Annotated in this window: 23 protein-coding genes; 11 read left to right on the top strand and 12 right to left on the bottom strand. The window is 36.8% G+C overall.

Going from position 1 to position 25,139, the window contains the following annotated elements; translation table 11 throughout:
- A partial coding sequence (locus C1631_RS13250) for a phage tail-like protein (protein WP_497707249.1) occupies nt 1-1,001 on the top strand: 1,001 nt, incomplete at its 5' end.
- A gap of 291 nt (nt 1,002-1,292) precedes the next feature.
- On the opposite strand, the gene C1631_RS13245 is transcribed toward C1631_RS13250, so the two are convergent.
- On the bottom strand, nt 1,293-2,711 hold the full coding sequence (locus C1631_RS13245) for an L-serine ammonia-lyase (protein ID WP_109712648.1): 1,419 nt from the start codon (nt 2,709-2,711) through the stop codon (nt 1,293-1,295).
- A gap of 189 nt (nt 2,712-2,900) precedes the next feature.
- Here C1631_RS13245 and C1631_RS13240 point away from each other — a divergent pair, with 189 nt between their 5' ends.
- On the top strand, nt 2,901-3,479 hold the full coding sequence (locus C1631_RS13240; RefSeq protein WP_109712646.1) for a Crp/Fnr family transcriptional regulator: 579 nt from the start codon (nt 2,901-2,903) through the stop codon (nt 3,477-3,479).
- Nucleotides 3,480-3,539: 60 nt separating this feature from the next.
- The gene (locus C1631_RS13235; RefSeq protein WP_109712645.1) at nt 3,540-4,163 is read left to right on the top strand and encodes an FMN-dependent NADH-azoreductase; all 624 of its coding nucleotides are present in this window, start codon (nt 3,540-3,542) and stop codon (nt 4,161-4,163) included.
- Nucleotides 4,164-4,247: 84 nt separating this feature from the next.
- Here C1631_RS13235 and C1631_RS13230 read toward each other — a convergent pair whose 3' ends face one another.
- From C1631_RS13230 to C1631_RS13205, 6 genes are all read right to left on the bottom strand, one after another.
- Nucleotides 4,248-5,591, bottom strand: coding sequence for an ammonium transporter (locus tag C1631_RS13230; RefSeq protein ID WP_109712643.1), 1,344 nt, complete (start codon nt 5,589-5,591; stop codon nt 4,248-4,250).
- A gap of 110 nt (nt 5,592-5,701) precedes the next feature.
- On the bottom strand, nt 5,702-6,340 hold the full coding sequence (locus C1631_RS13225) for an alpha/beta hydrolase (protein WP_109712641.1): 639 nt from the start codon (nt 6,338-6,340) through the stop codon (nt 5,702-5,704).
- 157 nt (nt 6,341-6,497) lie between these two features.
- The gene (locus C1631_RS13220; protein WP_103248467.1) at nt 6,498-7,124 is read right to left on the bottom strand and encodes a YceI family protein; all 627 of its coding nucleotides are present in this window, start codon (nt 7,122-7,124) and stop codon (nt 6,498-6,500) included.
- 78 nt (nt 7,125-7,202) lie between these two features.
- Nucleotides 7,203-7,769, bottom strand: a complete 567-nt coding sequence (locus C1631_RS13215; protein ID WP_103248466.1) for a YceI family protein — start codon at nt 7,767-7,769, stop codon at nt 7,203-7,205.
- Between the two features lie 144 nt (nt 7,770-7,913).
- Nucleotides 7,914-8,963: a glucokinase gene (locus C1631_RS13210; protein WP_109713308.1), complete on the bottom strand. Its 1,050-nt coding sequence runs from the start codon at nt 8,961-8,963 to the stop codon at nt 7,914-7,916.
- Nucleotides 8,964-9,066: 103 nt separating this feature from the next.
- On the bottom strand, nt 9,067-9,630 hold the full coding sequence (locus tag C1631_RS13205; RefSeq protein WP_103248465.1) for a hypothetical protein: 564 nt from the start codon (nt 9,628-9,630) through the stop codon (nt 9,067-9,069).
- Between the two features lie 418 nt (nt 9,631-10,048).
- Between C1631_RS13205 and C1631_RS13200 the strand changes: the two genes are divergently transcribed.
- From C1631_RS13200 to C1631_RS24085, 3 genes are all read left to right on the top strand, one after another.
- On the top strand, nt 10,049-11,428 hold the full coding sequence (locus C1631_RS13200; RefSeq protein WP_165828301.1) for a DUF1800 domain-containing protein: 1,380 nt from the start codon (nt 10,049-10,051) through the stop codon (nt 11,426-11,428).
- Nucleotides 11,429-11,485: 57 nt separating this feature from the next.
- Nucleotides 11,486-12,670: a DUF1501 domain-containing protein gene (locus C1631_RS13195; protein ID WP_109712637.1), complete on the top strand. Its 1,185-nt coding sequence runs from the start codon at nt 11,486-11,488 to the stop codon at nt 12,668-12,670.
- 67 nt (nt 12,671-12,737) lie between these two features.
- Nucleotides 12,738-12,875: a hypothetical protein gene (locus tag C1631_RS24085; RefSeq protein ID WP_165828300.1), complete on the top strand. Its 138-nt coding sequence runs from the start codon at nt 12,738-12,740 to the stop codon at nt 12,873-12,875.
- Nucleotides 12,876-12,948: 73 nt separating this feature from the next.
- Here C1631_RS24085 and C1631_RS13185 read toward each other — a convergent pair whose 3' ends face one another.
- Both C1631_RS13185 and C1631_RS13180 read right to left on the bottom strand, forming a co-directional pair.
- The gene (locus C1631_RS13185; RefSeq protein ID WP_109712633.1) at nt 12,949-13,968 is read right to left on the bottom strand and encodes a helix-turn-helix transcriptional regulator; all 1,020 of its coding nucleotides are present in this window, start codon (nt 13,966-13,968) and stop codon (nt 12,949-12,951) included.
- An 84-nt stretch (nt 13,969-14,052) separates the two neighbouring features.
- Complete coding sequence (locus C1631_RS13180; protein WP_103247463.1) at nt 14,053-14,388, bottom strand: HopJ type III effector protein; 336 nt, start codon at nt 14,386-14,388, stop codon at nt 14,053-14,055.
- Between the two features lie 746 nt (nt 14,389-15,134).
- Between C1631_RS13180 and C1631_RS25115 the strand changes: the two genes are divergently transcribed.
- The 3 genes from C1631_RS25115 (at nt 15,135) to C1631_RS13165 (ending at nt 19,206) form a co-directional block, all read left to right on the top strand.
- Complete coding sequence (locus tag C1631_RS25115; protein ID WP_438502077.1) at nt 15,135-15,935, top strand: RtcB family protein; 801 nt, start codon at nt 15,135-15,137, stop codon at nt 15,933-15,935.
- A gap of 176 nt (nt 15,936-16,111) precedes the next feature.
- Complete coding sequence (locus C1631_RS13170; protein ID WP_109712629.1) at nt 16,112-17,863, top strand: myosin/kinesin family protein; 1,752 nt, start codon at nt 16,112-16,114, stop codon at nt 17,861-17,863.
- 143 nt (nt 17,864-18,006) lie between these two features.
- Nucleotides 18,007-19,206: an Lcl C-terminal domain-containing protein gene (locus tag C1631_RS13165; RefSeq protein ID WP_109712627.1), complete on the top strand. Its 1,200-nt coding sequence runs from the start codon at nt 18,007-18,009 to the stop codon at nt 19,204-19,206.
- 68 nt (nt 19,207-19,274) lie between these two features.
- On the opposite strand, the gene cobC is transcribed toward C1631_RS13165, so the two are convergent.
- The 3 genes from cobC to cobT are packed head-to-tail and all read right to left on the bottom strand — an operon-like array spanning nt 19,275 to nt 21,616.
- A complete protein-coding gene (gene cobC / locus C1631_RS13160; protein WP_103249402.1) occupies nt 19,275-19,829 on the bottom strand; it encodes an alpha-ribazole phosphatase family protein in 555 nt (184 codons plus the stop codon).
- Entirely contained in the window at nt 19,814-20,596 is a 783-nt protein-coding gene (locus C1631_RS13155) for an adenosylcobinamide-GDP ribazoletransferase (RefSeq protein WP_109712625.1), read from the bottom strand. Before C1631_RS13155 ends, cobC begins: the two co-directional genes overlap by 16 nt.
- The gene (gene cobT / locus C1631_RS13150) at nt 20,597-21,616 is read right to left on the bottom strand and encodes a nicotinate-nucleotide--dimethylbenzimidazole phosphoribosyltransferase (protein ID WP_438502076.1); all 1,020 of its coding nucleotides are present in this window, start codon (nt 21,614-21,616) and stop codon (nt 20,597-20,599) included.
- 300 nt (nt 21,617-21,916) lie between these two features.
- Between cobT and C1631_RS13145 the strand changes: the two genes are divergently transcribed.
- Both C1631_RS13145 and C1631_RS13140 read left to right on the top strand, forming a co-directional pair.
- Entirely contained in the window at nt 21,917-22,669 is a 753-nt protein-coding gene (locus C1631_RS13145) for a nucleotidyltransferase domain-containing protein (protein WP_109712621.1), read from the top strand.
- A gap of 143 nt (nt 22,670-22,812) precedes the next feature.
- Nucleotides 22,813-25,128: a glucosamine-6-phosphate isomerase gene (locus C1631_RS13140; protein WP_109712619.1), complete on the top strand. Its 2,316-nt coding sequence runs from the start codon at nt 22,813-22,815 to the stop codon at nt 25,126-25,128.
- The last annotated feature ends 11 nt before the right edge of the window (nt 25,129-25,139 follow it).

The following is a 25,139-nucleotide window of genomic DNA, read 5'->3' as shown; positions in this document are numbered from 1 at the left end:
CTACAGATAAGGGGGTCTTGCTACCAAGAGTACCTCTTACAAGTTCTAAAGATCAAACGACAATACCCTCACCTGCGGCTGGTCTTTTGGTATACAACACCGGAACTGCGGGGCTTACCTACAAAGGTTACGTTTTCTGGAACGGCATTGAATGGAGAACCTTTAATAACTCGTCAAGTGACATTGGAGTTGTGAATTCTATACTCTGTGGTAATGCAAACCTTTCTCCCTCAAATTATACTGCAGGGACTTTTTATAATGGAACAATGACTGTCCCCTATGCCGGAGGTAATGGTGGAGCTTATCCTTCACAGGTGGTAGGGCCTGTAAATGGACTTACAGCAACTCTTACTGCCGGAAATCTAAACAATGGTTCCGGAACCTTAGTGTATACTGTATCTGGAACTCCTACAGTTACAAGTCCTGCTACAACAACTTTCCCATTAAATATCGGAGGTCAGAGTTGTAATGCAACTGTAGGGCAGGGAAACCAACTTGATGTGGGTGGTATTTCTGCAAACACTTATTTTGCGGATGCTAATACAATGAATACTTCCGGAAAATATTTTTCAGCCAATGTTAAATATGGAGCCTCTATGCCGATTTTTGATGGACTTATGTTTGATGTTGTTTCTACAGGTGGAACATATTTTAAACCAATCCTGAAAAACGTAACAGGTAAGCCCATCCTTGTTCATATAAATACGGCAGCTCATTCTGTAAATGAAGGAAGGCAATTGATCGGCTTAACCATACCTCCAAGCATAGAGCAGGGAATAGACTCGAATGATATTGTTTTCTGGACAGGTCCACCTATCGGTACAACACCGACAGCACCTATAACAGGAACAAACTATAGTGCTGAAGTATCAGAATTATTTCTTGCGGTAAGGGTTGCTACAGGATCCCCCGATACATATAGATTTTACAGATTTCTATATCAGATTGTTGAGTTTAACGGTGAGAAAGTAATGTTTACAACACTACAAAGGGTACTATAACAAAACCAGTATTTTTTTAATACTATTTTTCGAAGGTTTGTGATAGAATTACAGTTTACAGAAAAATATTCTGTAGCTGTAATTCTTTTTATCTGAAGAAATAGTATTATTCTTTTCTACAATGATCTATCTGTAATGACCGAAAACAAGGGGTTATAAATTATTGTGACTACTATTTTTTTCCAACTTCTTACATGATCAAATTCAAAAGTAGTAAGTTACGAATTCAGGTTCGTTATAAAAAAAGTCCTTAGACTCAGAATCTAAGGACTTTTTTTTATAATATCTTTATTAACATTCCGGAACATTTACCGCAATTGCCAACCCGCCTTCTGAAGTTTCCTTGAAACGGTCACTCATAGATTGTGCAGTTTCCCACATTGTCTGAATCACCTCATCCAAAGTCACTTTCGCTTTGGTTGGGTCACTTTCAAGAGCGATATTAGCTGCTGTAATTGCTTTCATAGCTCCCATTGTATTCCTTTCAATGCAAGGAATCTGTACAAGTCCTTTGATAGGATCACAGGTTAATCCAAGGTGATGTTCCATAGCAATTTCTGCAGCCATCATCACTTGTCCTACACTTCCTCCCAGGATCTCTGTAAGACCTGCTGCTGCCATTGCTGATGATACACCGATTTCTGCCTGACAACCTCCCATTGCTGCAGAGATAGTTGCATTTTTCTTGAATAAAGTCCCTATTTCACCTGCCACCAGTAAAAATCGTACAATATCTTCTTCACTTGTAAATGGTGTAAATGCCTGTGCATACATCAATACAGCCGGAATTACCCCACTGGCTCCGTTGGTTGGAGCTGTAATAATTCTTCCAAAGCTTGCATTTTCCTCATTTACCGCCAGTGCAAAACAGGCAATCCATTTATTGATATTGGTGAAATTTTCTTCTGCATCAACAACTTGCTGAAACCATTCGTCTTTATTTTTATAGATTTTATCTCCCAGTAATTTTCTGTTAATTCCTGCAGCTCTTCTTGAAACATTTAATCCTCCGGGTAAGATACCTTCTTTGTTTACCCCTTTATAAACGCATTCTTTGATTTGCTGCCAAATATAAAGAGCCTCCTGTCTTGTTTCTTCCTGAGTTCTCCAGCTTTCTTCATTAATTAAAATTAAATCTGAGATTCGGTCGAAGCCTAATTTCTGGCAATATTTTGTAATATCTGAACCGTGATGACAAGGATACAATGTGCGTACACAATGCTTTTCAATAGAGTTTTTTTCCTGACTTGCAATAAAACCTCCGCCCACAGAATAAAAATCCTGTACCAGCTCAGTTCCATCTTCAAAAACCGCTTTAAAAATCATTCCGTTGGGATGAAAATCAAGTGATTTTTGCATATTTAAAATTAAATGATGCCCATAGATAAAGGGAATAATTTTCTCCCCTCCCAGGTTAATAGTTTGAGTACTTTTGATGTAGTCTATTTTCTCATCAATTTTTGAAGTATTAATCGTCTTAAAATCTTCCCCGTTCAAACCGAGCATTCCTGCAATATCAGTACCGTGCCCGATCCCCGTTTTTGCGAGTGAGCCAAAGAATTCAAGAAAAACCTCTTTAACCTCTTCAATTGACCTTTCTCTTTTTATAATCCTGATAAATGCAGATGCGGCATTCCAGGGCCCCATCGTATGTGAACTGGATGGGCCTATCCCTACTTTAATAATCTCAAAAACCGATATTGATTCCATAAATAATTCGTCATTTTCCTCAAAAACAAAGATACAGGATAAATCTTAATAAAAACAGAACTGAATCTTAGAATTAAGAATCGTTCACAGGAATAAAATGAGTTTATAATAAGTATTTTTGTAAATTCGTCCCTAATCTTTATCTTCTTCAAAATCTATCATTTAAACCTCTTTTTTCAGTAATTTTAAATGGAAACATTAATTAAGAGTATTTTGCAGCATGCTAAGCTAAGTCAGGAAGAAATTTCCCTTTGTAAAGGCTTCTGGACAGAAAGGACATTGGAAAAGGGTGAATTTCTTTTGAGAAACGGCGAAATCTGCAGACATGACAGTTATATTATTTCAGGGGTTTTAAAGGCTTTTTGCATCAATGCTGAAAATGGTAATGAGGAAATCCTTTTTTTAGCTATCGATCATTGGTGGGCAACCGATATCGCGAGTTTTTCCAAACAAAAAGCTTCAATTTACAATATACAGGCTGTCGAAAAGACAAGTCTTTTACAGATCAGCCACCAGGCTTTTCAAAAAATGCTCCGGGAAATCCCGTCTCTGGAAAAATACTTCAGGATTATTTTAGAAGGGTATCTCGGAACACTTGAGAAAAGAGTTGTATTTAATCATATGCATAAAGCCGAACAGAAATATTATGATTTTCTGGAAACTTATCCGGACATAGCATCCAGAGTTCCTCAATATTTGATTGCCTCATATTTAGGAGTATCTGCTGAGTTTATAAGCAGAATTCGAAAAAAAAATAAATCCTCTTGAACTAGATCAATTTTTCTGGAATGAATAATCAGGAATTTTGCTGTTATAAATTTATAGCAAATGAAAATATTGATTATTAATGCCAGTGTAAGAAATGAGAGATCTTACAGCAGAAAACTAACCCAACTGTTTGTTGAAAACTGGAAAGCCAGGCATCCATCCGACGTGTTCACTTATCGGGAAGCAGGAATTGATAGTATCCCCAACATTAATGAATCCTGGATTGCCGGAGCATTTAAAAAACCGGAAGACAGAACAGAAGAAAGCCAAAAGGCATTACAGCTCAGTAATGAATTGGTAGAAGAACTCAAAGAACACGATATATATGTTATCGGAACTCCTATGTACAACTGGTCTATTCCAAGCGGATTAAAAGCTTATATAGATCAGGTTATGAGAATCAATGAAACATGGAAATTCAGATCCGGGGTTCCGGATGGCGATTATGTAGGGTTGCTTAAAAATAAAAAAATATTTATACTATCTACCCGAGGTGACACCGGATATGGTGAGAATGAAAAAAACGGACATATCAATTTCCAAACAACCTATCTGAAACATATTTTTGGTATTATGGGTGTAAAAGACATCCGTATTTTTTCATTAGACAATGAAGAATTTGGTGGTGAAATCTTTGAAAATTCAAAAAATAAAGTTTTTAATGCCATCCATTCTATTGAATAAGATTGAAATTTATTATTGAACTTCGAATTTTTCAACCGGGCATTTGGGAACACCTTCTATTTGCCCTACTTTCATTGAGACCTATTAATTGAAACTTTCCTGGTGTTGAGAAAGATCAAGACCTTTATTTTCAGACTCTTCTGAAACCCTCAGTGTAATAATGGAATCTGTAATCTTATACAATACAAGTGATCCAAAAAAAGTAAATACAGAAACCAGAACCAAAGCAGCCATATGGTGAAGAAAAACATCAATTCCCCCGTGAAGAAGACTGGCATTTTCACCGCGGGCAAATATAGCCGTCAGAATCATTCCCATAATTCCTCCTACTCCATGGCATGCAAAAACATCGAGAGTATCATCTATCTTTTTTAAGGCTTTCCAATTCACCATTATATTAGAAACAATAGCAGTAATAAACCCAATAAAAAGGCTTTCCTGAATACTTACAAATCCGCATCCGGGTGTAATGGCTACCAATCCTACCACAGCTCCTATACAAGCTCCCAATGCCGAAACACTTCTCCCGTTGATTCTGTCAAAAAATATCCAGGTCATCATGGCTGAAGCTGAAGCAATAGTTGTCGTTCCGAAAGCCGTTGCAGCTGATGCCGAAGCGCTTAATGCAGACCCTGCATTAAATCCGAACCAGCCAAACCAGAGCATTCCTGTTCCTAAAAGCACATACGGAATATTGGAAGGTTCATGATGTGGGTTCTTCCTGTTCCCCAAAACCAAAGCTCCTGCAAGAGCCGCAAAACCGGCACTCATATGCACCACAGTTCCTCCGGCAAAATCTTTCACTCCAAAATAGGTATTCAGAAGACCATCAGGATGCCAAACCATATGACAAAGCGGAGTATAAATAAAAATACAGAAAAGGATTATAAATAAGAGATAGGAAATAAAACGAACCCTTTCTGCAAAAGATCCGGTAATAATGGCAGGAGTAATGACTGCGAATTTCATCTGAAAAAGGGCAAATAAGACAAAAGGAATCGTAGAAGCCATCATTTTATGCGGAAGGTTTCCTACCCCACTAAAAAACAGGTAGGTGAACGGGTTTCCTATGATTCCGTAGTGTTTTCCGTTAAGATTAAATCCCAGTGATTCTCCAAAAGAAAGAGAAAATCCCACCACTACCCATACAATCGAAATTACTCCCAGGGCAATAAAACTCTGTAGCATGGTGGAAATAACATTCTTTTTTCCCACCATGCCACCATAAAAAAAGGAAAGCCCGGGAGTCATGAGCAATACCAGGCCGGCTGCAGCCAGAATCCAGGCAACATCTGCACCTACGATGTTATCTTCCGAGAGAAATTCACCGGTATTAGCAACAGGCGCTGCCGGATTCCAAAATAATCCTCCGATTGCAACAAGGACAATAACAGAGAATGAAACGATCCATTTTAATCCAATTTTCATAATTTTTACATTTAACCCTTATCAAATTTAAACATAAATCTTATAAAAATCGCATTTTTATAAAATTACCCCCATAAAAAACTATCCAAGAAATAATATTTTGTTTTTTTTTAAAACACCTCATTCAATATTTTGGAAACTTCTTTATACTTAGTAGCAGGAAAAAGATGAGTTCCTCCTTTAATGATATAATCCGGTTTTGAATATCTGACCGGAAAAACAATATCTTTATCTCCTGATATCTGAATCACATTTGGATTTTCGTCAAATTTCCATTCTGCTACCTTTTCTACAGACCATTTCAAATAGTAAGGATCTTTCACTCTGAAGTACTGGAGAAGTCTGGGATTTTTAGGATCAAATAGTTTCCGTAATACAGCATATACATTAGCTGCTTTTTCATTGAATAATCCAACCGGCAATATTCTTGGTATTTTGGTAATCTCTCCCGTTTTTATAAATCGTGATTTCTCTTTATCTGATTTTATACTTCCCAGAATGACCACTTTTTCTGCAGGTTTTAACCGGTTGATTTCCTGCACAATAATTCCTCCAAAGGAATATCCCATCAGATAAAACGGTTCAGAATCATCAACTTTTTCAGCCATTCGTTCAACATAGGCATGAAAAGATTCATTTTTTTCGGGAATCAGCCAATCTATAAAAATCAATTCACAGTGCTTAGGAAATTCTAATCTTTCAAGAACCTTGAAGTCTGCCCCAAGACCGCTTACAATATAAATTTTCATAGGACTAATTTATAAAAAATACGGCAATGAAAACAGATCAGGGGTGATAGAATTTTCTGTACATTATTCATCATTTTCAATTTTAACTTTGGTTTTCAATCAAAAAAAATGAGCAGTTTCAAGAACCACTCATTTTTATATCAATATTATATTTAATCTATTTCTTTTTTACCGGAATTCTATTCTCATTATCCAACTTTTCAGTAGATACTTTAAACTGAATATCCATTTCGTTTTTGATGAAATAATCTTTCAATGACGATTGGTAGAATACCTTGAAATCTCTTCTGTTTAGAGAAAACTTTGCCGATTCAATCACCACGGTAAACTGAGTAACATATACGTTAGCAGGGAAAGATATTGTTTTTCTCACGCCTTTAAGGGTAAGATCTCCATATACTGTAGAATTAAATTCACTGTTTGCTAAAGGAATAATTTTAGTCAAATGGAATTTGGCAACCGGAAATTTCTTTACTTCAAAGAAGTTTGTACTTTTCAAATCATTCGTAAGCTTGATTTGATCCTCATCAGAAACATCACCCGCCATCATACTTCTCATATCTATTACAAACTCTCCGTCTACCAAAACAGTGTGGTCAAAATTGAACTTTCCGCTTTTCAATTTTATCGTTCCTGAGTGAGATGAAGCTTCAGTTTTTACAACCTTATATCCCCACCATCTGATCTCTGACGAAGTCACTTTGGACACCTTATCAAATTTCTTTTGAGCAGAAACAAATGATATGCTTGCGCACACCATAGCAAACAATAGTAATCTTTTCATTCTTTTTTATTTACAATTCAACAAAAATAAAAAAAAGTGTAGAACTTCTACACTTTTAACAATATTTTTTTGATTAATTTATTGAGCAGTTACCTTTACTACCATATCAATATCATCTTTCACAAAAACATCCTGCATTGTAGACTTGTAAGCTACATCAAATTTCTGTCTGTCGAAAGAGAATTTGTTGGATACTAAACTTACTACTCCTTTGCTGTAAGCAATTTTCGCAGGGAAAGTAACCGGATTTGTTTTTCCTTTTACTGTAAGTGTTCCTGTTACTAAAGAATTGTAGATTTTATCATCATTTTTCTTTACACTGGTAATTTTGAAAGTGGCTGTCGGGTGTTTTTCAACTTCAAAGAAGTCACCATTCTTAAGGTGTCCGTTTAATTTTTGCTGATATTCTCCTGTAAGGTCAGTTGCATTGATAGATGTCATATCCAACACAAAGCTTCCTCCTACAAGCTGGTTTCCTTTCATCACCATATCTCCTGATTTTACTTTAATAGTTCCATCATGAGAACTTGCCTCAGATTTTGCAACTTTGTATCCCCACCAGTGAATATCAGAGGCTACTACTTTTTTTGACTGCCCGAAAGCTAAACCACCAGCTAAAACTGCCAGTAAAAATATTTTTTTCATTGAATAGATTTGTTTACTTATTTAACAAGGCAAAGGTAGCTATCTTATTTGATAGATGTCATTGATGTATATCAAGAAAATTCATTATTTTCATGAATAATATCATCTCCAAAAAAAACTCCGAATGGCTTCGGAGTTTCTATTTTAATTTTGATAATAAGCTGTGTAAAGAGCAATCCCTTTTATTGCTGTATGATTTTGTTTAACCAGATAGATAGGAATGTTCTTTAACATTTCCTCCATTTTATCACTGATCTTAAACTTTTCATAGAACTTAGCTTTATCCATATATTCTCTCAGCATTTGAGGAATATCTCCGGCGATCAATAATCCTCCGGTTGCTTTTAGCTTTAAAGTTAGGTTATTAGCTTCTCTCGCAAGAAACTCAAGAAAAGTATCTAAAGCAATTCTACAGATCAGGACATTTTCTTCAGCTGCAGCTTTATATAATTCTTCTACAAAGTTACCGCTGGCAAGACGTTCTCCCAGCCATTCAGGTTCCGGATGTCTTTTTACATCTCTTAAAAATCTGTAGATATTGAATAACCCTGATTTAGACAATACATTTTCCCAGCTTACAATACCGTAGATATTATTCAGGAACTGGTAAAACTCAACCTCCACGTTGGTTCTTGGTGAAAACTCAGAATGACCGCCTTCAGTAGCAAATGGTCTCAGGTACTTTCCGTCAAAGAAATATCCGGCTTCTCCCAATCCGTTACCGGGTGCAAGAATGGCAACATTTCCTTTCTCAAGATGCCCGCTGGTATAGATTGCATCCAGATCATCGTCCCCTAGAAGGGCCATTCCATACGCGGAAGCTTCAAGATCGTTCAGCATATCTGCTTTTTCAAACCCGAAGTCTCTTTTATAGACTTCAATATCTAAATGCCAACCTAATCTTGGAGGTGTACTTTTCCCGTCCAATACAGGTCCCGGTACAGCCATTCCCAGACGTTTTACGTTTTCCAGCTGATTATCCTGAATAAACTTCTTTAAAATATCTGCAAAAGAAGCATATTCTTTGGTTACATACGTATTTTGTTTTTTTATCTCAAGACCTCCGTCACCGGAAACAAAATAGCCTAAGATTGTTATATCTTCACGGAGACTTGCTCCAATGATAGAAACATTATCATTATTACTGTTCTCTACTCCTGGTAAATAAAGTGGAAATTTTGGATTCAGAATCATAACCTCAAATTTTACCAAATATAATAATTATCCTTTAGAGACAAAAAAAACCTTCTCACAAAAGTGAAAAGGTTTGGTTAATAATTGTTTATATTAAATCTAACTACTTTCCTAATGGAATATTATAACCGAAGCCTATCCCGATGTTCCCCACATTATAGTCCTGACCTGGCAGATCTCCTTTAGTTCCTACAAAAACCTTTTGGTATTGTACGAAGAAATTCCAGTCTCTGTTGTGGTATCCGATCTCCGGCTTAATATAGAATCCTCCGCTAGCTCTCTCTACGCTCGTATTGGAAGCCACCTGCTTATCTCCTACCAGAAAACCATATCCTAAGTCTGTTCCAAAATAGAAACCGGTTTGTTTTGGATAAATTCTGATTAAAGCAGCTACAGGAACTACTCCTACATCATTATTTTTATAACCGTTATTTTCTTTTCCAAAATAATGAGAATATCCTGTTGCAATACCTAATCCGAATCCCGGAGTAATCAGATTCTGGTAAGCTACATCTACTCCTACAGCAGCAGAAAGGTTATCTGAAGGAACTGCTAAACCAACATTTGCGCCAACTTTAAGCATATTGTTCATTTGTGAACTTTGAGCGCTTGCCAAACCTGCTGTTAAAATTCCAGCCAGCAATATTGCTTGTTTAAACATTTTCATAACTCTAATTTTTAAATTTTACTAAACAACATGATGTAAAAATCATGCCAAGCACCGTCTCCTGTCTGGATTTAACATCCACAAAACACATAAAACAATGAATTTCAACCTGTTAATTTTAACTATTTTTAAATGTTTGTTTAACAAAAATTATCAAAAACAAATCTTAAAAAGTGAATTACGCTTAAAATCCACATAAGATATAAGACCGGTCTGTCTTTACTATCCGATAAAAGCCAGTCATGTATTAATCTACTCGCGGATAAAGCTTTATTATAACAACTTCAGTTTTGAAACAAGCAATATTTTGACACCCTCTCAGGTAGCTCACACGCTGTACAGCAATATTAACAATCCTTAACTCGTTAGTATTTTAACCTTTATCTTCCAATTACATCAAAAAATAAACGCTCTCATCATGGCAGATTCACTTTTAAAAAACAAACACCTCCTTTGGCGTGCAGGTTTCGGAGTCGGAATCAATCAAGTCGACGATTTGAAAAATAAAAATATTAAAACGTTGATGAATGAATTATTTAAAGAAGATCACTTTATCGAAATCAACTACGACACTCCTGATATAGATCCAACTGTGGACCCTATGAATGATACGAATCCTGCCGATAAGAAGAAAGAGATGCAACGCATCAACCGAGAACAAAATAACGAACTGAACCTGAATTTTCTGAATCAAATGGTCAACAGTAAAGAACAGATGAGAGAAAAGATGGCCTTTTTCTGGCATGGACATTTTGCTTCCAGAGTGATCAACCCGAAGTTTAACAGACAACTTTTGAATACCATCCGGAAAAATGCTTTGGGAAGTTTTAAAGATTTATTGTTTGAGGTAAGCCAGTCACCCGCCATGCTAAACTTTCTGAACAACCAACAGAATAAAAAAGATCATCCTAATGAAAACTTTGCCCGTGAAGTGATGGAACTATTTACCATGGGGCGGGGAAATTATACGGAGAAAGATGTGAGAGAAGGAGCACGGGCCTTTACAGGATGGAGCTATGATAAGGAAGGAAATTTTAAGGAACGAAAAAACCTGCATGATGAAGGAGTAAAAATCTTTCTTGGCAAAACAGGAAATTTCAATGGTGGGGATGTTTTGAACATTATTTTAGAACAAAAAGCGACTTCTCAATTCATTACAACCAAAATCTACAAGTTTTTTGTGAATGAAAATGTTGATCATAATATTGTTAATAAATTGAGTACAAATTTCTATAATTCCGGATACGATATAAAAAAACTGCTGACAGAAATATTTTCAAGTTCGTGGTTCTATGATCAGAAGAATATAGGAAACAGGATAAAGTCCCCTGTAGAACTGATGGCTGGAATGATGCGAATTCTCCCGATGCAAATCCAAAATCCGGAAAACCTTATCGTTTATCAGAAATTATTAGGACAGATGCTGCTTTACCCACCCAATGTTTCCGGCTGGCCCAACGGAAAATCATGGATAGACAGCTCTACTTTGATGTTAAGATTACAGGTACCTCAGATATGGTCAGGACTCCGGCCTCTGGAATACACCCCACGGCAGGATGATGATATTGACATGGGAATGAAATCCCGTGAAACGTCTTTAAATAAAAGTTTTAAAAACCCCAATATTACCATAGACTGGAATCGGGTTGATATGATATTTGCTCAAAAGAACTGTGAGGATTATTTACTTCAGAACCCTAAAAGTCTTGATATAAATACCGTAAAGAATTTTTCTGACAAAAGTATCAAAATGACTGTCATCAACCTAATGTCTACTCCTGAATATCAGCTGATGTAAAGGGTTCGTTGCGATATACACAAATCATCATCAATTCATCATCTAAACTCAAAAGTTATGTTAATCAAAAGAAGAGAATTCCTAAAAATAAGTTCACTGGCTACAGCTTCATTGATGATGCCTAATTTTTTAAAGGCAATGACATTGGACGAAGCTTTAGCTCCCAATCAGAATATACTGGTAGTACTCCAGTTTACCGGAGGTAATGATGGATTAAATACAATCATTCCTGCAAAAAACGACATTTACTTCAGAGAGCGAAAAACGCTTGCCATTCAAAATTCTTTATCTCTCACGGATGAAGCAGGCATAAACCCTTCTCTTTCCTACTTTAAAGAACTTTTTGATAGTGGCGAATTATCCGTGATGAACAATGTAGGTTATCCCAATCCGGACAAATCTCACTTCAGAAGTATGGATATCTGGCAATCGGCAAGTCGAAGTGATGAATTTTTAGATTCAGGCTGGCTGGGACGTTTCCTGGATGAAGAATGCTACCGTTGCGAACATCCTACACAGGCACTGGAAGTGGACGATATGCTGAGTCTCGCTTTAAAAGGAGAGAACAATAAGGCATTTGCCTTTAAGGATCCGAAAAGGCTATATCAAACCAGCCAGGAAAAGTATTTCAAATCTCTGTATGATCATCATCACGATGATGAAACAGTATCTTATCTTTATCAGACTTTGGGGTCCACCATCAACAATGCCGGATACATCTTTGATAAAAGCAAAGCTAAAAAAACGGAACAGACCTATCCTAATTCTCAACTGGGAAAAGATTTTAAAACGGTAGCTTCATTGATAAAATCTGATATCAATACGCAGGTTTATTACTTATCCGTTGGAAGCTTTGATACCCACGTCAATCAAACAGACAGGCAAAGTAAGTTGTTCAATGATATTAATGAGGCGGTAAAATCTTTTGTTACAGATATGAAAGGCAATGGATTGTTTAATAATATCCTGTTGATGACATTTTCTGAATTCGGACGTCGTGTCGCTCAAAATGCCAGTAACGGAACCGACCATGGCACTGCCAATCAAATGTTTTTCATCAGTGGAAATCTTAAAAGAAAAGGACTTCTGAATGCACTTCCCGATTTACAAAATCTGAATGAGGGAGATCTTATTTATACTGAAGATTTCAGAAAAGTATATGCTACCATTTTGAAAAACTGGCTGAAAGCAGATTCCTCCAAGGTCCTGGGTTGGAAAAACGGGATCTATGATTTTGTGTAAATAAGAATTCATGTACCCTTTTCTATCTTGGCTTGGTAATTGCATCATTCATCTACAAAATAGCACTATGAAATCAAGAATATTTAAAGCATTAATTGCAATTTTAGCCCCTATAGCAATAGAATATATTGTAAAAAAAATATCTGAGAAACTAGATAAAAAAGAAGAAAAGAAAGAAAAAGAACCCAAGCAGATTACTGCATAAACGTAAAAGTAGTTAGAATTTAATTTTATTAAAAAGAGACTGTCATTTGTATGTACAGTCTCTTTTTTTATGATTATTTTTCATCAGGAACCACTAAGTTTTCATAATTTTTGCTTCCTGTTTTGAACTTTTCCTCCATCCTCAACCTTAATTTTCTGGGTTTATGAACAACCAAAGAATCACCAAAACCTAACAACAACCTCTCCAATTCATAATTGATCTGTACGCAGATTTTAAAAAGAGTTCCTTCCTCATTCTCACTCACAATTTCCTGGCTTCTGTGCAATGGTTTTGTTTTCACATAAGGTGCATTGTGCCCGTCTACCCAGAACACAACTTTTTTGGGTATTATGGATTCGGAAACAGTCACTCCCACAATGTCTTTAAAATATTCATCCCCATCCAGGTTTTTATCAATATATTGGTGTTTTTCCGCAACCTCAATATGCTCCATTCTGTCTAAAGCAAGATTGTACATTTTTTGTTTATAGAGACAGATCAGAAACCAACGATTGTTGAATTCTTTTAACAATTGCGGATGAACTGTATAGATATTGGATTCTCTTGCAGTAAAGCTTTTATACAGAATTTCTAAAACCTTTTTGTTGGCAATACTTTCGTACAAAATATCAATATGTTCTAACCCCTTTAATTGTTCATTTTTATCGAGATGAATAATCGACTTCTGATTGGTGGAGTGAATAGAGTCTTCTAATTTTTGAATCACACCATTCATTTCTTTGAACATCGAAAAATCCTTGAATTGCTTTAAAATCTGAACAGCATTATTCATCGCCTTCAGATCACTTTCATTCACAGAAATATTATGAATACTATATTCCGGGTCACTATAACGATAATACTTTCTTTCATATACTTCAATAGGAGCTTCATACCCAAACTTTTCACTCCGCATATTTTGCAGATCAAGCTGAATCGTCCGCTTACTCACATAGGATTCCTTCCCTTCAAATTCAAACAAGGCCTCGGAGCATTCATCAATAAGATCTTCCAGGGTATATTTCCTGTATTTGTTTTTGAGACATTTGTCCAGTGTCTTATAACGGATCAGTGCGTTTTTATTGGATGACATAATGTTTAGTTTAAAAAAGGAAAAGATAAATTTGGTTTACATTGATTGATTACGCTGAGTAAAAGCTTCCTAATTATCAGAAATTTATTTCTTTACTACAGCATCCCCTTCAAAAATAACACCTTCCCACCCGAACTCCATAAAGTTTCTGATATTCTGGTGATCAGCTCCGTTAGGGTTTTTCAAAACATCTTCTCTGTAAAAATCTCCGAAAAGGTAAAGTGTTTCTTCTTTTGAAATACCTTCGTATGCAGCAAAACCGAAGATTTTACATGACCCGTTATTCTGTCCCGCTTCATTTCTTGTATTCCCGTTTTTAAAAGCAGTTGGAATAAAGTTATAATATTCGTCAATAAAAGCGATGACATCATTGAATTGAATCGTTTCAGGAAAATGTTTTAACTGTTCTAATAGTACCATAGTTGTAGGATTTTGATTTTTTGCAGGCTAGACTGGTAAACAGATTTACCAACCCAGCCATCTACTTTTTTTTAAATTTTTGTAAAAATAATTAAAAAAAATACATCTACGCAAAACTATTGCGTAATAATACAATTACTTTGCAATATCAAAATGACAAAACAATGGAATTTAATGGAAATCACTTAATCGAATTAGGATATAGACCAGCCAAATGGTTTAAAGATGCCATTACCTATATCAATGAAAATAATCTGGATGAGATTCAGATCAAAGAATATCTGGAACAATTCAGACAACCTGAATTGCTTCCTCTTCATAAAACGGCGAAGGATTTTATCATCAATATCAGAGCTGAGCATGAAAGCGAAGATGACAATGTAGAAAAAGTCATCAAAACAATGCAGGTTTTGATGAAAACACCGACCTTGATTAATGGAGCTATAATGCCTGATGCATGTCCTACTGGACCTGCAGGTCAGATTCCGGTAGGAGGTGTGGTGGTCGCTAAAAACGCTATTCATCCGGGATTCCATAGTGCCGATATCTGTTGTTCAGTGATGTTAACTGATTTTGGTAAGACCAATCCTAAAGTAGTTCTGGATGCTGCACATGCTGTGACTCATTTCGGATATGGCGGGAGACCAAGAGGTGAGCAGATGCCTATGTCGAAGGAATTAATAGATGCCTTCAGAGAAAATGATTTCTTAAATGATGAAAAACTGATCAGCATTGCCCGTTCTCATATGGGAACTCAGGGAGACGGAAATCACTTCTTATTTGTGGGAACGTCCAAAAATACGGGAAATACCATGCTGGTTACTCACCATGGTTCAAGAGCTCCGGGTGCTGCTCTATATGATAAAGGAATGAAAGTAGCCAATCGTTTCAGACAGGATATATCTCCTGAAACATTGAAAGAAAATGCATGGATTCCTTATGATACTGAGGAGGGAAAAGCCTACTGGGAAGCCCTTCAGTTGATCAGACAATGGACTAAGGAAAACCATACCTCCATTCATGATGCAGTGCTCAATACACTGAAAATAGAAAAGGAAGACCGTTATTGGAATGAACATAATTTTGTCTTTAAAGATGGAGATTTGTTCTATCATGCGAAAGGAGCTACCCCATTGGATGATAAATTTATGCCTGATATCACAGGTCCAAGACTGATCCCTTTGAATATGGCAGAACCCGTACTGATTGTCCAGGGAAAAACCAATGAGAGAAACCTGGGTTTTGCGCCACACGGAGCAGGAAGAAATTTCAGCAGAAGTCAGCATAAAAAGTCTATGGCCCATAAAACGACAGAAGAAATTTTTGAAGAAGAAACAGCAGGATTAGATATCCGTTTCTATTCTAATGAAATTGATATTTCTGAGTTGCCAAGTGCGTATAAAAGTGCTAAAAACGTGAGAGCACAAATTGAGGAATATGGACTTTGCGAGGTCCTGGATGAAGTAATGCCTTATGGATGTATTATGGCAGGCGATGTAGAGAAAAATGCGCCATGGAAAAGAAAAAAGAAATTGAGAAAAGCATAAATTTTAATTCATAACAACCGACAGGTTTTAGAACCTGTTGGTATCAAAAAGGCAAAGGGAGTTCCTATAAACATTTGGATTTTACTCCCCGCTTTTTCAAAAATTATAGGTAAAAGGAGTTCCTATACCATTTTCTATTAAAAAATATTACTCCTCACTTATTTAATTTTTATATCATGAAAACACTTCAATTATTTAATGCCGTACTGGCTGAGAAATCTGATAAAAAGCCTTTCATTTCCGATGACGGTTTTGTGATTGAACCTGATGCGCTTTGGGCAAAAAAGGAAATCATCAACTATTATGCAAAGGAAAAATTAAAGGGAAATGACCTGAATAAAACCTTCCATAAATCCTGGAAAAAAATTAAGAACAGTACAAGAGTTGAATTGTTAGTAGAGCAGATTAACCATTATTTTTCAACCTATGGAAGTCATTTTCAGGATGAAATATACATCCCTGATGAAGTATTGAATGTACCGGGAATGAAGCTTACTTTTAAAGTAATCAAAGCGTATTCTCCGGAAGAAATGACCGAGAAAAGTCTTTCATTATTACAATCAGGGATTGCTTTAAAGGAAGAAACCATTGATGATCTCTTCTATATTCTGACAGAAGAGCTTGAATATAAGTTTACGGGGAAGGAAAACATTAGAAATAAAGAAGCGGTTGTGAAAATTGCTGATCTTTTTCAAATTTATCCCGAAAATCCTGTAGAATTCCTGAGATATGTTATTTTTAAAACTACTGCTACCAGTCTTTTGATCAAAAACAAAGAGTTGATAGAAAACATTAAACTAAGCAAATTTGATCCTTCTGACCTGTTTGAAACGTTCGGACTAGAAAAACTTGCAGGAATTTTCAACAGGTTTAAACCTTTATTTTTAGCCTATAAAAACAGATCAACAAAGACCATCAATAAGATCTCAAAACTATCAAAGATTTATCATCAGCCACTGGTTTCAAACCCGTTAAATGATGCGACAAGTACACTGTTAACAGAAAGTGATCTGCATTGGCTGGAACATGCTACACCGTTTGCCTTATTTAAGGCATTATCAGCATGTTATCAAAGGATGTATGGTCAGGATACTTTCGTCTATAGAATCAGAAATGGAAAATCATGGGTTAAAAAAGGAAAAAATACGGATGTGAATGAGATGAATTATGATTTTATTTTAAGTTATTTACAATCCAGATTTAATCTCTCCGGAAAGAAATTCTATTTCCCTGAAAATGTGGAATTCGGGCTTCCGTCTTCTGAAAAAATGTTTGTTGGAAATATTCCGACAGGAACAAGATTTTCGGGTGAAAAGCTGGCTGTAGGTATCTATTGGGAAAATGCATGGGGAGCTAACGACCTTGATCTTTCAGGGCTGAATATCATAGGTAAAACCGGATGGAACGCAGCTTATAACCAGGGGAACGGAAATCTTATGTATTCAGGAGATATGACTTCCGCTCCTAATGGCGCTGTAGAATATCTGTACGCTAACCAAGGGTTGAATACCCCTACATTAATCATGAACAATGTATACTCCGGAACTTCAGAGTGCGAATATAAAATTGTTGTAGGAAAAGGTGATGATATTTCAAGGGAATATATGATGAACCCTAATAATCTTTTTGCAGAAGTGAAATGTAAATCCGTTCAAAGACAAACGATTCTTGGAATGCTTTTACCCAAAGGAGAAAAACAATGCTTCGTTCTGTTGAATTTTGGTGCCGGTCATTCTCATGTTTCAGGAAGCTCTAAGATAGCAGCCATGGCAACCGAAGCTCTTTATCAGCAATGGTATGAATGTATGTCTTTCAACGGGCTGATCAAAGAATTGGGAGCTACAGTGACACATGAAAGAACAGATGCTGATTTTGACTTCTCATTGGAAACATTAGAAAAAGATAGTTTTATCAGAATTTTTAAGTAATAATACGCCATTTAATCCGATTGAATGGCGTTTTACAGCTTATTTCCGAAACTCAACGATAAGCATATCAAATATTTATAAAAGTGATCATCTTTTTCTTTATCTTTGCCGTCCCTAATTTTTAAAACTAAAAACGTTTAATCATGAAGAAATTATTATTCGTACTTCTCTGTGTTGTAACCCTTTCTGCCTGCGGCGGATCAGACAGTGGCAGAGATAACGACAACGGATCATCCAATAATACTACTGCTGCACCAAAAGTAGTAACAGGTACTCCTGTTATTGCAAACGCACAATTCAAATTTGCCGGAACAGTGACTTCTGTGGGGTCAGGATATTCAAAACGTGGATTCTGCTGGAGTAAGAATATCAATCCTACCATTGGTAATTCTAAATATATTGAAGAATATACCAATACTACAGGAGATTACCTTTTGATGGCAACATATAGCACCGATTTTGATAAATCAACAACTTACTACGTCAGAGCTTATGTTCAGGCCAATAACGGAGAAGTAATCTATGGTGATAATGTATCATTCATTACTCCTGAAAAAATGGATATTACCTTCAAAATGGCTAAAAATATCTACACAACCTCAGCTACTTTGGTCACAGCCAATATTTCAGTGAATTATCTTGAATCTTTCTTTCCTGATGAAAAAGGATTTTGCTACAGAACCAGTGCCGGAGTTGATATTACTAACGGGAAGCTTGTTAAGACCGCTACTCCTGCCAATTATTCTCCCCATGAACTGGAAGTTACAGCATTACTACCCAATACTACCTATTATGTAAGATCTTATGTAAAAGAAGGGGCAAACGTATACTATTCACCGGAAAAAACCTTTACAACAGCCGGAGCTATAGGCGCTTCAGGCGGATATGTTTTCTATGACAAGGGAGAAACTACGGATGGCTGGAGATATCTTGAAGCAGCTCCTGCCAATATCACTTATAATGGCTCCAATAAAATACAATGGGGATGTTCTTTTGATGTGGTCAACCAAACTCAATCTGTAATGGGCTCCGGTCCAGCCAATACGGCAAGGATTGTCTCTCAGTGTTCTGATGCTAACTGTGCAGCAAGACTATGTGCCAATTACACTGTGAATGGGATCACCGGGTGGTTCTTACCATCTGTAGAAGAACTTCAGGCATTTTATAAAAGTTCCAAGAACGTCTATACCATTGCAACAATTCAATGGAATGACTATTACTGGAGCTCTACTGAAGTACCGGGTGTTAATAAAGCAACTCTTATAGATGGATACGGAGGATATCTTTCAGATTACAATAAAGATTACAACAAAGTAATGGTAAGACCTGTAAGAAGGTTTTAAGAGATATTTCATATAAAATGAAAACCGCTACACTAGCGGTTTTTTTTATTTTAAGAGATCTCATACACCTACACATTTATATTTTTTATTGAAAATACATTTTCCTCAACCCGTATGATCGCTTTCTTTCCATAATCTATTGTAATGGTGAATATATTCTCAAGAGGAAATTGTAAAATGGCTTGAAAGATCAAACGAATGACCCCGGCATGGGTAATGATCAAAATTTTCTCAGCTTTTTTTCTTCTTAACAATTCATTCCAAAAACTTATTACGCGAGTCTGCATTTCAAGGAGATTTTCTCCGCCTGAAGCTTTTACATTGACAAAATCTTTATACCAGGGATTAATTTCTTCTTCAGAAATCTCAGTCCATTTTCTGAGCTCCCAGTTTCCGAAATTCATTTCCCTAAGTCTTTCATCAGTCTTATAATCAAACTTGAAATACTCTGCCATCTGGCAACAACGCTGTGCAGGACTTGAAATCACAAGATCAAAACCATCATCAAGATTTAGGCTTTTAAGATCCTCAAAATAGTCTTGTCTTAAAGGTATTTCAGCAAAACCATAACAAAGGTTTTCCGGATTGTCAACGGCTGTATGCCGGATCAGATGAATTTCCATGCGATCATTGTTCCCAGATAAAATAATACTTCACATACCTGCTGTACAGAACCCAGGCAATCTCCGGTATACCCTCCAATATGTTTTTTAAAATACCACCCCATAGAGATTTTCCCTGCATAGGCCATTACAAAAGCCAAAATCAGTCTCCAATCCGGAATCATGGCAAATGAAATTAATACACTCAGAAATCCTACGACTAAAGCTGTTCCATCCAAAGGTTTATTGGCCAAAGGTTTTGATTTACTGACATCAATATCTGTCACGTACTGATGGGTATAAATCATGGTTCCGGAAATAAAGCGACTTGAGGTATGTGCCATAACAATAATGGCCAACGTCTTAAGCAAATCAATAGTTCCCAACGATTGAATACTGAAAAACTTTAAAGCAAAGAGCAAAATAATCCCGATGGTTCCATAAGCCCCTACTCTGCTGTCTTTCATGATTGTAAGAATCTTTTCTTTTCCGTATCCGCCTCCAAAGCTATCACACATATCAGTGAAACCATCCTCATGAAACGCTCCGGTCAGTAAAACACTCCCAATCATCATTAAAACAATCCCAATTTCCAGATTAAAAAGCAGCGTAAAAAGATAAAGGAGCACAGCATTGATCACGCCAACCAATAATCCGATCCACGCAAAATACTTTTGAGACTTATTCATAATCTCGCCCGAATAAGGAATGGTAAACGGAACCGGGATTCTTGTGAAAAACATCAGAGCTGTTGCAAAATAAATCAGTTCATTTTTCAGTACTTTCATTTATTCTTTATTTGAAACATGAGCATCTTCAAAACTTGACATTTCGTTCAGAAAATTAACTGCACTCTGAATAATCGGATATGCCAATGCACAACCGGTTCCTTCTCCTAAACGCAGATTAAGATTGAGCAACGCTCTCTGTCCTAGTAATTCTATTAACTGAAGGTGAGCATTTTCATCACTTACGTGACAAAAAATACAGTTATTGAGGATTTCAGCATTCTTTTTCCAGGCAGTCGCCACAGCAACAGTTGCTATAAAACCATCTACCATGATCAGCATATCCTGACGGAAAGCTTCTTCTATAGCTCCGATCATCTGTGCAATTTCCAGTCCTCCGAAAGTTCGGGCAATATCATCCGCAGTTTTTACTTCAGGATATTTTTCAATGACCGCTGAAAGAATACTGATTTTATGATGTAGCTGATCGTCATTCAAACCGGTGCCACGTCCGATACAGCTTACAATTGGTAAATCAAACAATTGGCTCATCATCAGTGAAGAAGCAGAGGTATTTCCAATTCCCATCTCCCCGAAACCTATGATGTTACAACCTGCATTTGTTATTTCTCTCACTACTTCTCTTCCGTTTTCAAGAGCTTGGAGGTATTCTTCAGAAGTCATTGCAGCTTCTTCCAGCATATTACGGCTGGATCTTCTGACTTTTTTGTCAATCAATGCCAGATCTTCGGGAAAATCAAAATTGACTCCGGCATCTACAATTTTAATTTCAATACCATTTTGTTTGCAGAAAACATTAATTGCGGCCCCTCCACTCAAAAAATTCATGACCATCTGATAGGTTACCTCCTGCGGATAGGCACTGACTCCCGCTGTTGCAATCCCATGATCAGCAGCAAAAACTACCATATGCGGATTCAGCAACTGAGGCGACGTTGTGTTTTGAGCCATCCCTATTTTGTGGGCTAACTGTTCAAGATATCCCAATGCCCCTAAAGGTTTGGTTTTAAAATCAATGGTATGCTGTAATTCATTTGTTAACATGGATGTAAAAGTAATTATGTTAAATAGAGAAAATGCAATATTAGTGAAATAGGGTATTTTGTACAAAGTATTCAAAGAAAAAGAGACAAGACGGAGAGATAAGAGATGGAGAGAAAGAAAGAAATACATCAGAAATTACATTTTATACGATTACAAACTTTAAGCCTTATTTCACATACTCTTCACTCTCAGCCTCTCCAACTCTACCACACTCTCACTCATTTACTCTCCAACCCTCAAACTCTCTTAATTAAAAAATACTACGCAACAACACTGCGTATCACCTCCCTTACTTTGCCTTATAAAGCAAAAACAATGACACCAAGAATATTAGAAAAGATAAAAGAAGTTGAAGCTGCAAAGGGCGTAGAAGTCCTTTTGGCTGTAGAATCAGGAAGCAGAGCCTGGGGGTTTGCATCTCCTGACAGCGATTATGATATACGCTTTATCTACCGGCATGAAAAAGACTGGTATTTAACGCCGTGGGATAAGGATGAAACCATAGAATTTATGACTGAAGATGATCTGGACGGTTCCGGATGGGATCTACGAAAGACTTTTCACCTTTTGCTGAAGTCGAATGCTGCCCTACTGAGCTGGTTCTACTCTCCAATAGTATATAAATCTGATGAAAAGTTTGTAGACCTGTTTAAACCATTGGCAGATGACTGCTTTTCTCCGATTGCAGTTTCCTATCATTATTTAAGCATGAGCAAAAAATATCTGGAAGCTTGCAGAAGGGATGAAGTAAAACTAAAAAGTTATTTTTATTGCCTGAGAACAACCTTAACCGGAAAATGGATCATTGAAAAAGGTACTGTTCCACCAGTGTTATTCAGTGATTTACTGGTTTTAACAGATGATAAGACCAGACGAAAAATAGAAGACTTAGTTGCTTTGAAAGCAACCAAAGGAGAAACCTACTTTCATCCGAATGACTGGGAACTATTTGGTTTTTTGGAGAAGACAACAAAGGAGAATGATGAAAAATCAAAAAGTCTGGCTGGAAGTAAAGCTAACAAGCATGAAATGGAGAGAGTTTTTAAGGAAATACTGAAAATAAAGTAAACAAGGCAGCTGGAAAAACAAAAGTCTTTTCAGCTTTCGCTTTACTTTCTTAACAATTATTTATTCTCAACTCACGTTATAGAGATATTGTAATTCAATAATTTATCAATACCTTTAGATAGCCTTATCAAAAAACATAATAAATGGAAAGAAAAAACTTTACTCCGGTAGAACAATCATTTGTAACAGATCTTTCAAGAAACAGCACCGCTAATATCGCTTATATTGCGGTCGACAATTTCCCTAATTTAGGAATGCTGACAGCCCTTCGGTTTCTGGAATGGGCATCTGAAAACCCCAGAGGGGTCATCAGTTTACCTACGGGAAAAACTCCCGAATATTTTATTTTCTGGACCAAAAACATTATAGAAAACTGGGAAAAAGAAGAAATAAAGGAACTTCGGAAAAAGCATCATTTAGGAGACCAAAAACCATCATTGGCTGATCTTCATTTTGTACAGATTGATGAATTTTATCCCATCAAATCATCTCAGGCCAACAGCTTTTATCATTATGTCAATAAGTATTACATTGAAGGTCTGGGACTGAAAAGAGAAAATGCAATCCTGATCAATTGTGATGAGATTCCTCTTGCCGAAGGTAAAAGTTTTGAAGAAATTTTCCCCGATCATAGGGTAAACCTTGACTTACGATATTACGAACCTGAAACTCCTTTAGAAAAGCTACAGAAAGAATCTGTTTTTCTCATCGATAACTGGTGCTCGGAATATGAACAGAAGATCCGTAACCTTGGAGGAATTGGTTTTTTCCTTGGGGGAATAGGTCCTGACGGACATATCGCTTTCAACATCAAAGGTTCAGACCCTTTTTCAACGACCAGACTCACTTCGACGAATTTTGAAACACAAGCTGTTGCAGCTGGCGATCTAGGAGGAATAGAAATTTCCAGAGAGCGGCTTGTAATCACCATAGGACTTGAAACCATTACGTATAATAAGGATGCAGTAGCGATTATTTTTGCAGCCGGAGAAGCCAAGGCTCCTATGATAAAAAATGCCCTGGAACTTCCACCTTCCAATCTGTATCCTGCCTCGGTTCTTTCCAAACTTCCAAACAGCAGGTTTTATATTACGTTGGGAGCAGCAAGTATGCTGAATGATTTCATTGATGATTATTACCAATCAGGAAACTGGTCTCAGGAAAAAACAGATAAGGCCGTCATGCAGCTGACTCAGAAACTCAACAAGTATGCAGAGCACCTTACTCCGGAAGATTTGCAATCTGACCGACATACCCGGCTTATTCCCGGGCTCAATGAAAATACAGTACAATCTGTAATCAGCTCCATTGAAAACAAGATAAAAAAAGGAACAGAACAGCTTACCCATCAGGTTTTTTATCATACCGGCCCACACCACGATGATATTTCGCTGGGACTTTTACCTTATATCCACTATCAATCCCGTAATGAGAGCAATGAATCTCATTATTCAGTACACACATCGGGATTCACAGCGGTAACCAACAAATTTTTAACGGATATCCTCAGAGACACTCTTTCCTTTGTTCAAAAAGGAGAAGTTGAAATGCTTAATTATCCTGATTTTTTTGATGTTGGATATAAAAACAAAAGAGATAAAGATGTCTACCATTACCTCATCAATATAGCTTCTGAAAATGCAACAGAAAGATCAAGAGCAGTATCCCACAGAATGGTAAGAAATATGGTTGAACTTTGGAATATCGGGACAAAACAGGAACTGGAAGAAAGAATCAATGGGATTATCTCTGTCATTCAGGCCAGTTATGATGGTCAAAATCCGGAACCTAAAATTCAAACTTTGAAAGGAATGATCCGTGAATACGAAGAAGAACTTGTATGGGCACATTTTGGGGTGAGAACAAAAAACGTATCCCATCTGAGACTCGGTTTCTATACTGGTGCTATTTTCACCGAAAAACCTAACCGGGAAAGAGATGTGTATCCCATCCTGGAAGAACTGAGAAGGATCAATCCTACGGTAATCAGTTTAGCATTCGATCCCGAAGGAAGCGGTCCCGACACCCACTACAAGGTTCTGCAGGCTATTGCAGCAGCGGTACGGGAATGGGGCAAAGAAAAAGATATTTCTCAACTTAAGATATGGGGATATAGAAACGTTTGGTATCAGTTCAATGCGGCGGATGTTACCCATATTTTCCCTGTATCACTCAATGCAATGAGTACAATGGACGAAAGTTTTACCAACAGCTATCTGAGCCAGGTGAATGCTTCTTTCCCAAGTTATCGATATAACGGGAAGTTCAGCCACCTGTCTATACAAACCTGGGTAGAGCAGCTTCAGGCAACTCAGCTGATCCTAGGAAAACCTTACTTCTACGATAATGACAGTCCGCGTCTCCGGGCTACCCATGGATTGCTTTTCTTTAAAGAAATGGATGTGGAAGAATTCCTGCAGTCTGCCCGTGAACTGGAGCAGTCAACAGAAGGGGTATAAAAAACTAATCG

It is taken from the genome of Chryseobacterium phosphatilyticum (assembly GCF_002899825.2).
Lineage (GTDB): Bacteria > Bacteroidota > Bacteroidia > Flavobacteriales > Weeksellaceae > Chryseobacterium > Chryseobacterium phosphatilyticum.
Note: the sequence above shows the minus strand (reverse complement) of the source record. Positions and strands in the feature narration are given on the sequence as shown.

What these genes read in the sequence shown, in the direction of transcription:
- C1631_RS13245 (WP_109712648.1), bottom strand. Translation starts at nt 2,711, where the DNA reads ATGGAATCAATATCGGTTTTTGAGATTATTAAAGTAGGGATAGGCCCA.
- C1631_RS13240 (WP_109712646.1), top strand. Translation starts at nt 2,901, where the DNA reads ATGGAAACATTAATTAAGAGTATTTTGCAGCATGCTAAGCTAAGTCAG.
- C1631_RS13235 (WP_109712645.1), top strand. Translation starts at nt 3,540, where the DNA reads ATGAAAATATTGATTATTAATGCCAGTGTAAGAAATGAGAGATCTTAC.
- C1631_RS13230 (WP_109712643.1), bottom strand. Translation starts at nt 5,591, where the DNA reads ATGAAAATTGGATTAAAATGGATCGTTTCATTCTCTGTTATTGTCCTT.
- C1631_RS13225 (WP_109712641.1), bottom strand. Translation starts at nt 6,340, where the DNA reads ATGAAAATTTATATTGTAAGCGGTCTTGGGGCAGACTTCAAGGTTCTT.
- C1631_RS13220 (WP_103248467.1), bottom strand. Translation starts at nt 7,124, where the DNA reads ATGAAAAGATTACTATTGTTTGCTATGGTGTGCGCAAGCATATCATTT.
- C1631_RS13215 (WP_103248466.1), bottom strand. Translation starts at nt 7,769, where the DNA reads ATGAAAAAAATATTTTTACTGGCAGTTTTAGCTGGTGGTTTAGCTTTC.
- C1631_RS13210 (WP_109713308.1), bottom strand. Translation starts at nt 8,963, where the DNA reads ATGATTCTGAATCCAAAATTTCCACTTTATTTACCAGGAGTAGAGAAC.
- C1631_RS13205 (WP_103248465.1), bottom strand. Translation starts at nt 9,630, where the DNA reads ATGAAAATGTTTAAACAAGCAATATTGCTGGCTGGAATTTTAACAGCA.
- C1631_RS13200 (WP_165828301.1), top strand. Translation starts at nt 10,049, where the DNA reads ATGGCAGATTCACTTTTAAAAAACAAACACCTCCTTTGGCGTGCAGGT.
- C1631_RS13195 (WP_109712637.1), top strand. Translation starts at nt 11,486, where the DNA reads ATGTTAATCAAAAGAAGAGAATTCCTAAAAATAAGTTCACTGGCTACA.
- C1631_RS24085 (WP_165828300.1), top strand. Translation starts at nt 12,738, where the DNA reads ATGAAATCAAGAATATTTAAAGCATTAATTGCAATTTTAGCCCCTATA.
- C1631_RS13185 (WP_109712633.1), bottom strand. Translation starts at nt 13,968, where the DNA reads ATGTCATCCAATAAAAACGCACTGATCCGTTATAAGACACTGGACAAA.
- C1631_RS13180 (WP_103247463.1), bottom strand. Translation starts at nt 14,388, where the DNA reads ATGGTACTATTAGAACAGTTAAAACATTTTCCTGAAACGATTCAATTC.
- C1631_RS25115 (WP_438502077.1), top strand. Translation starts at nt 15,135, where the DNA reads ATGGGAACTCAGGGAGACGGAAATCACTTCTTATTTGTGGGAACGTCC.
- C1631_RS13170 (WP_109712629.1), top strand. Translation starts at nt 16,112, where the DNA reads ATGAAAACACTTCAATTATTTAATGCCGTACTGGCTGAGAAATCTGAT.
- C1631_RS13165 (WP_109712627.1), top strand. Translation starts at nt 18,007, where the DNA reads ATGAAGAAATTATTATTCGTACTTCTCTGTGTTGTAACCCTTTCTGCC.
- cobC (WP_103249402.1), bottom strand. Translation starts at nt 19,829, where the DNA reads ATGGAAATTCATCTGATCCGGCATACAGCCGTTGACAATCCGGAAAAC.
- C1631_RS13155 (WP_109712625.1), bottom strand. Translation starts at nt 20,596, where the DNA reads ATGAAAGTACTGAAAAATGAACTGATTTATTTTGCAACAGCTCTGATG.
- C1631_RS13145 (WP_109712621.1), top strand. Translation starts at nt 21,917, where the DNA reads ATGACACCAAGAATATTAGAAAAGATAAAAGAAGTTGAAGCTGCAAAG.
- C1631_RS13140 (WP_109712619.1), top strand. Translation starts at nt 22,813, where the DNA reads ATGGAAAGAAAAAACTTTACTCCGGTAGAACAATCATTTGTAACAGAT.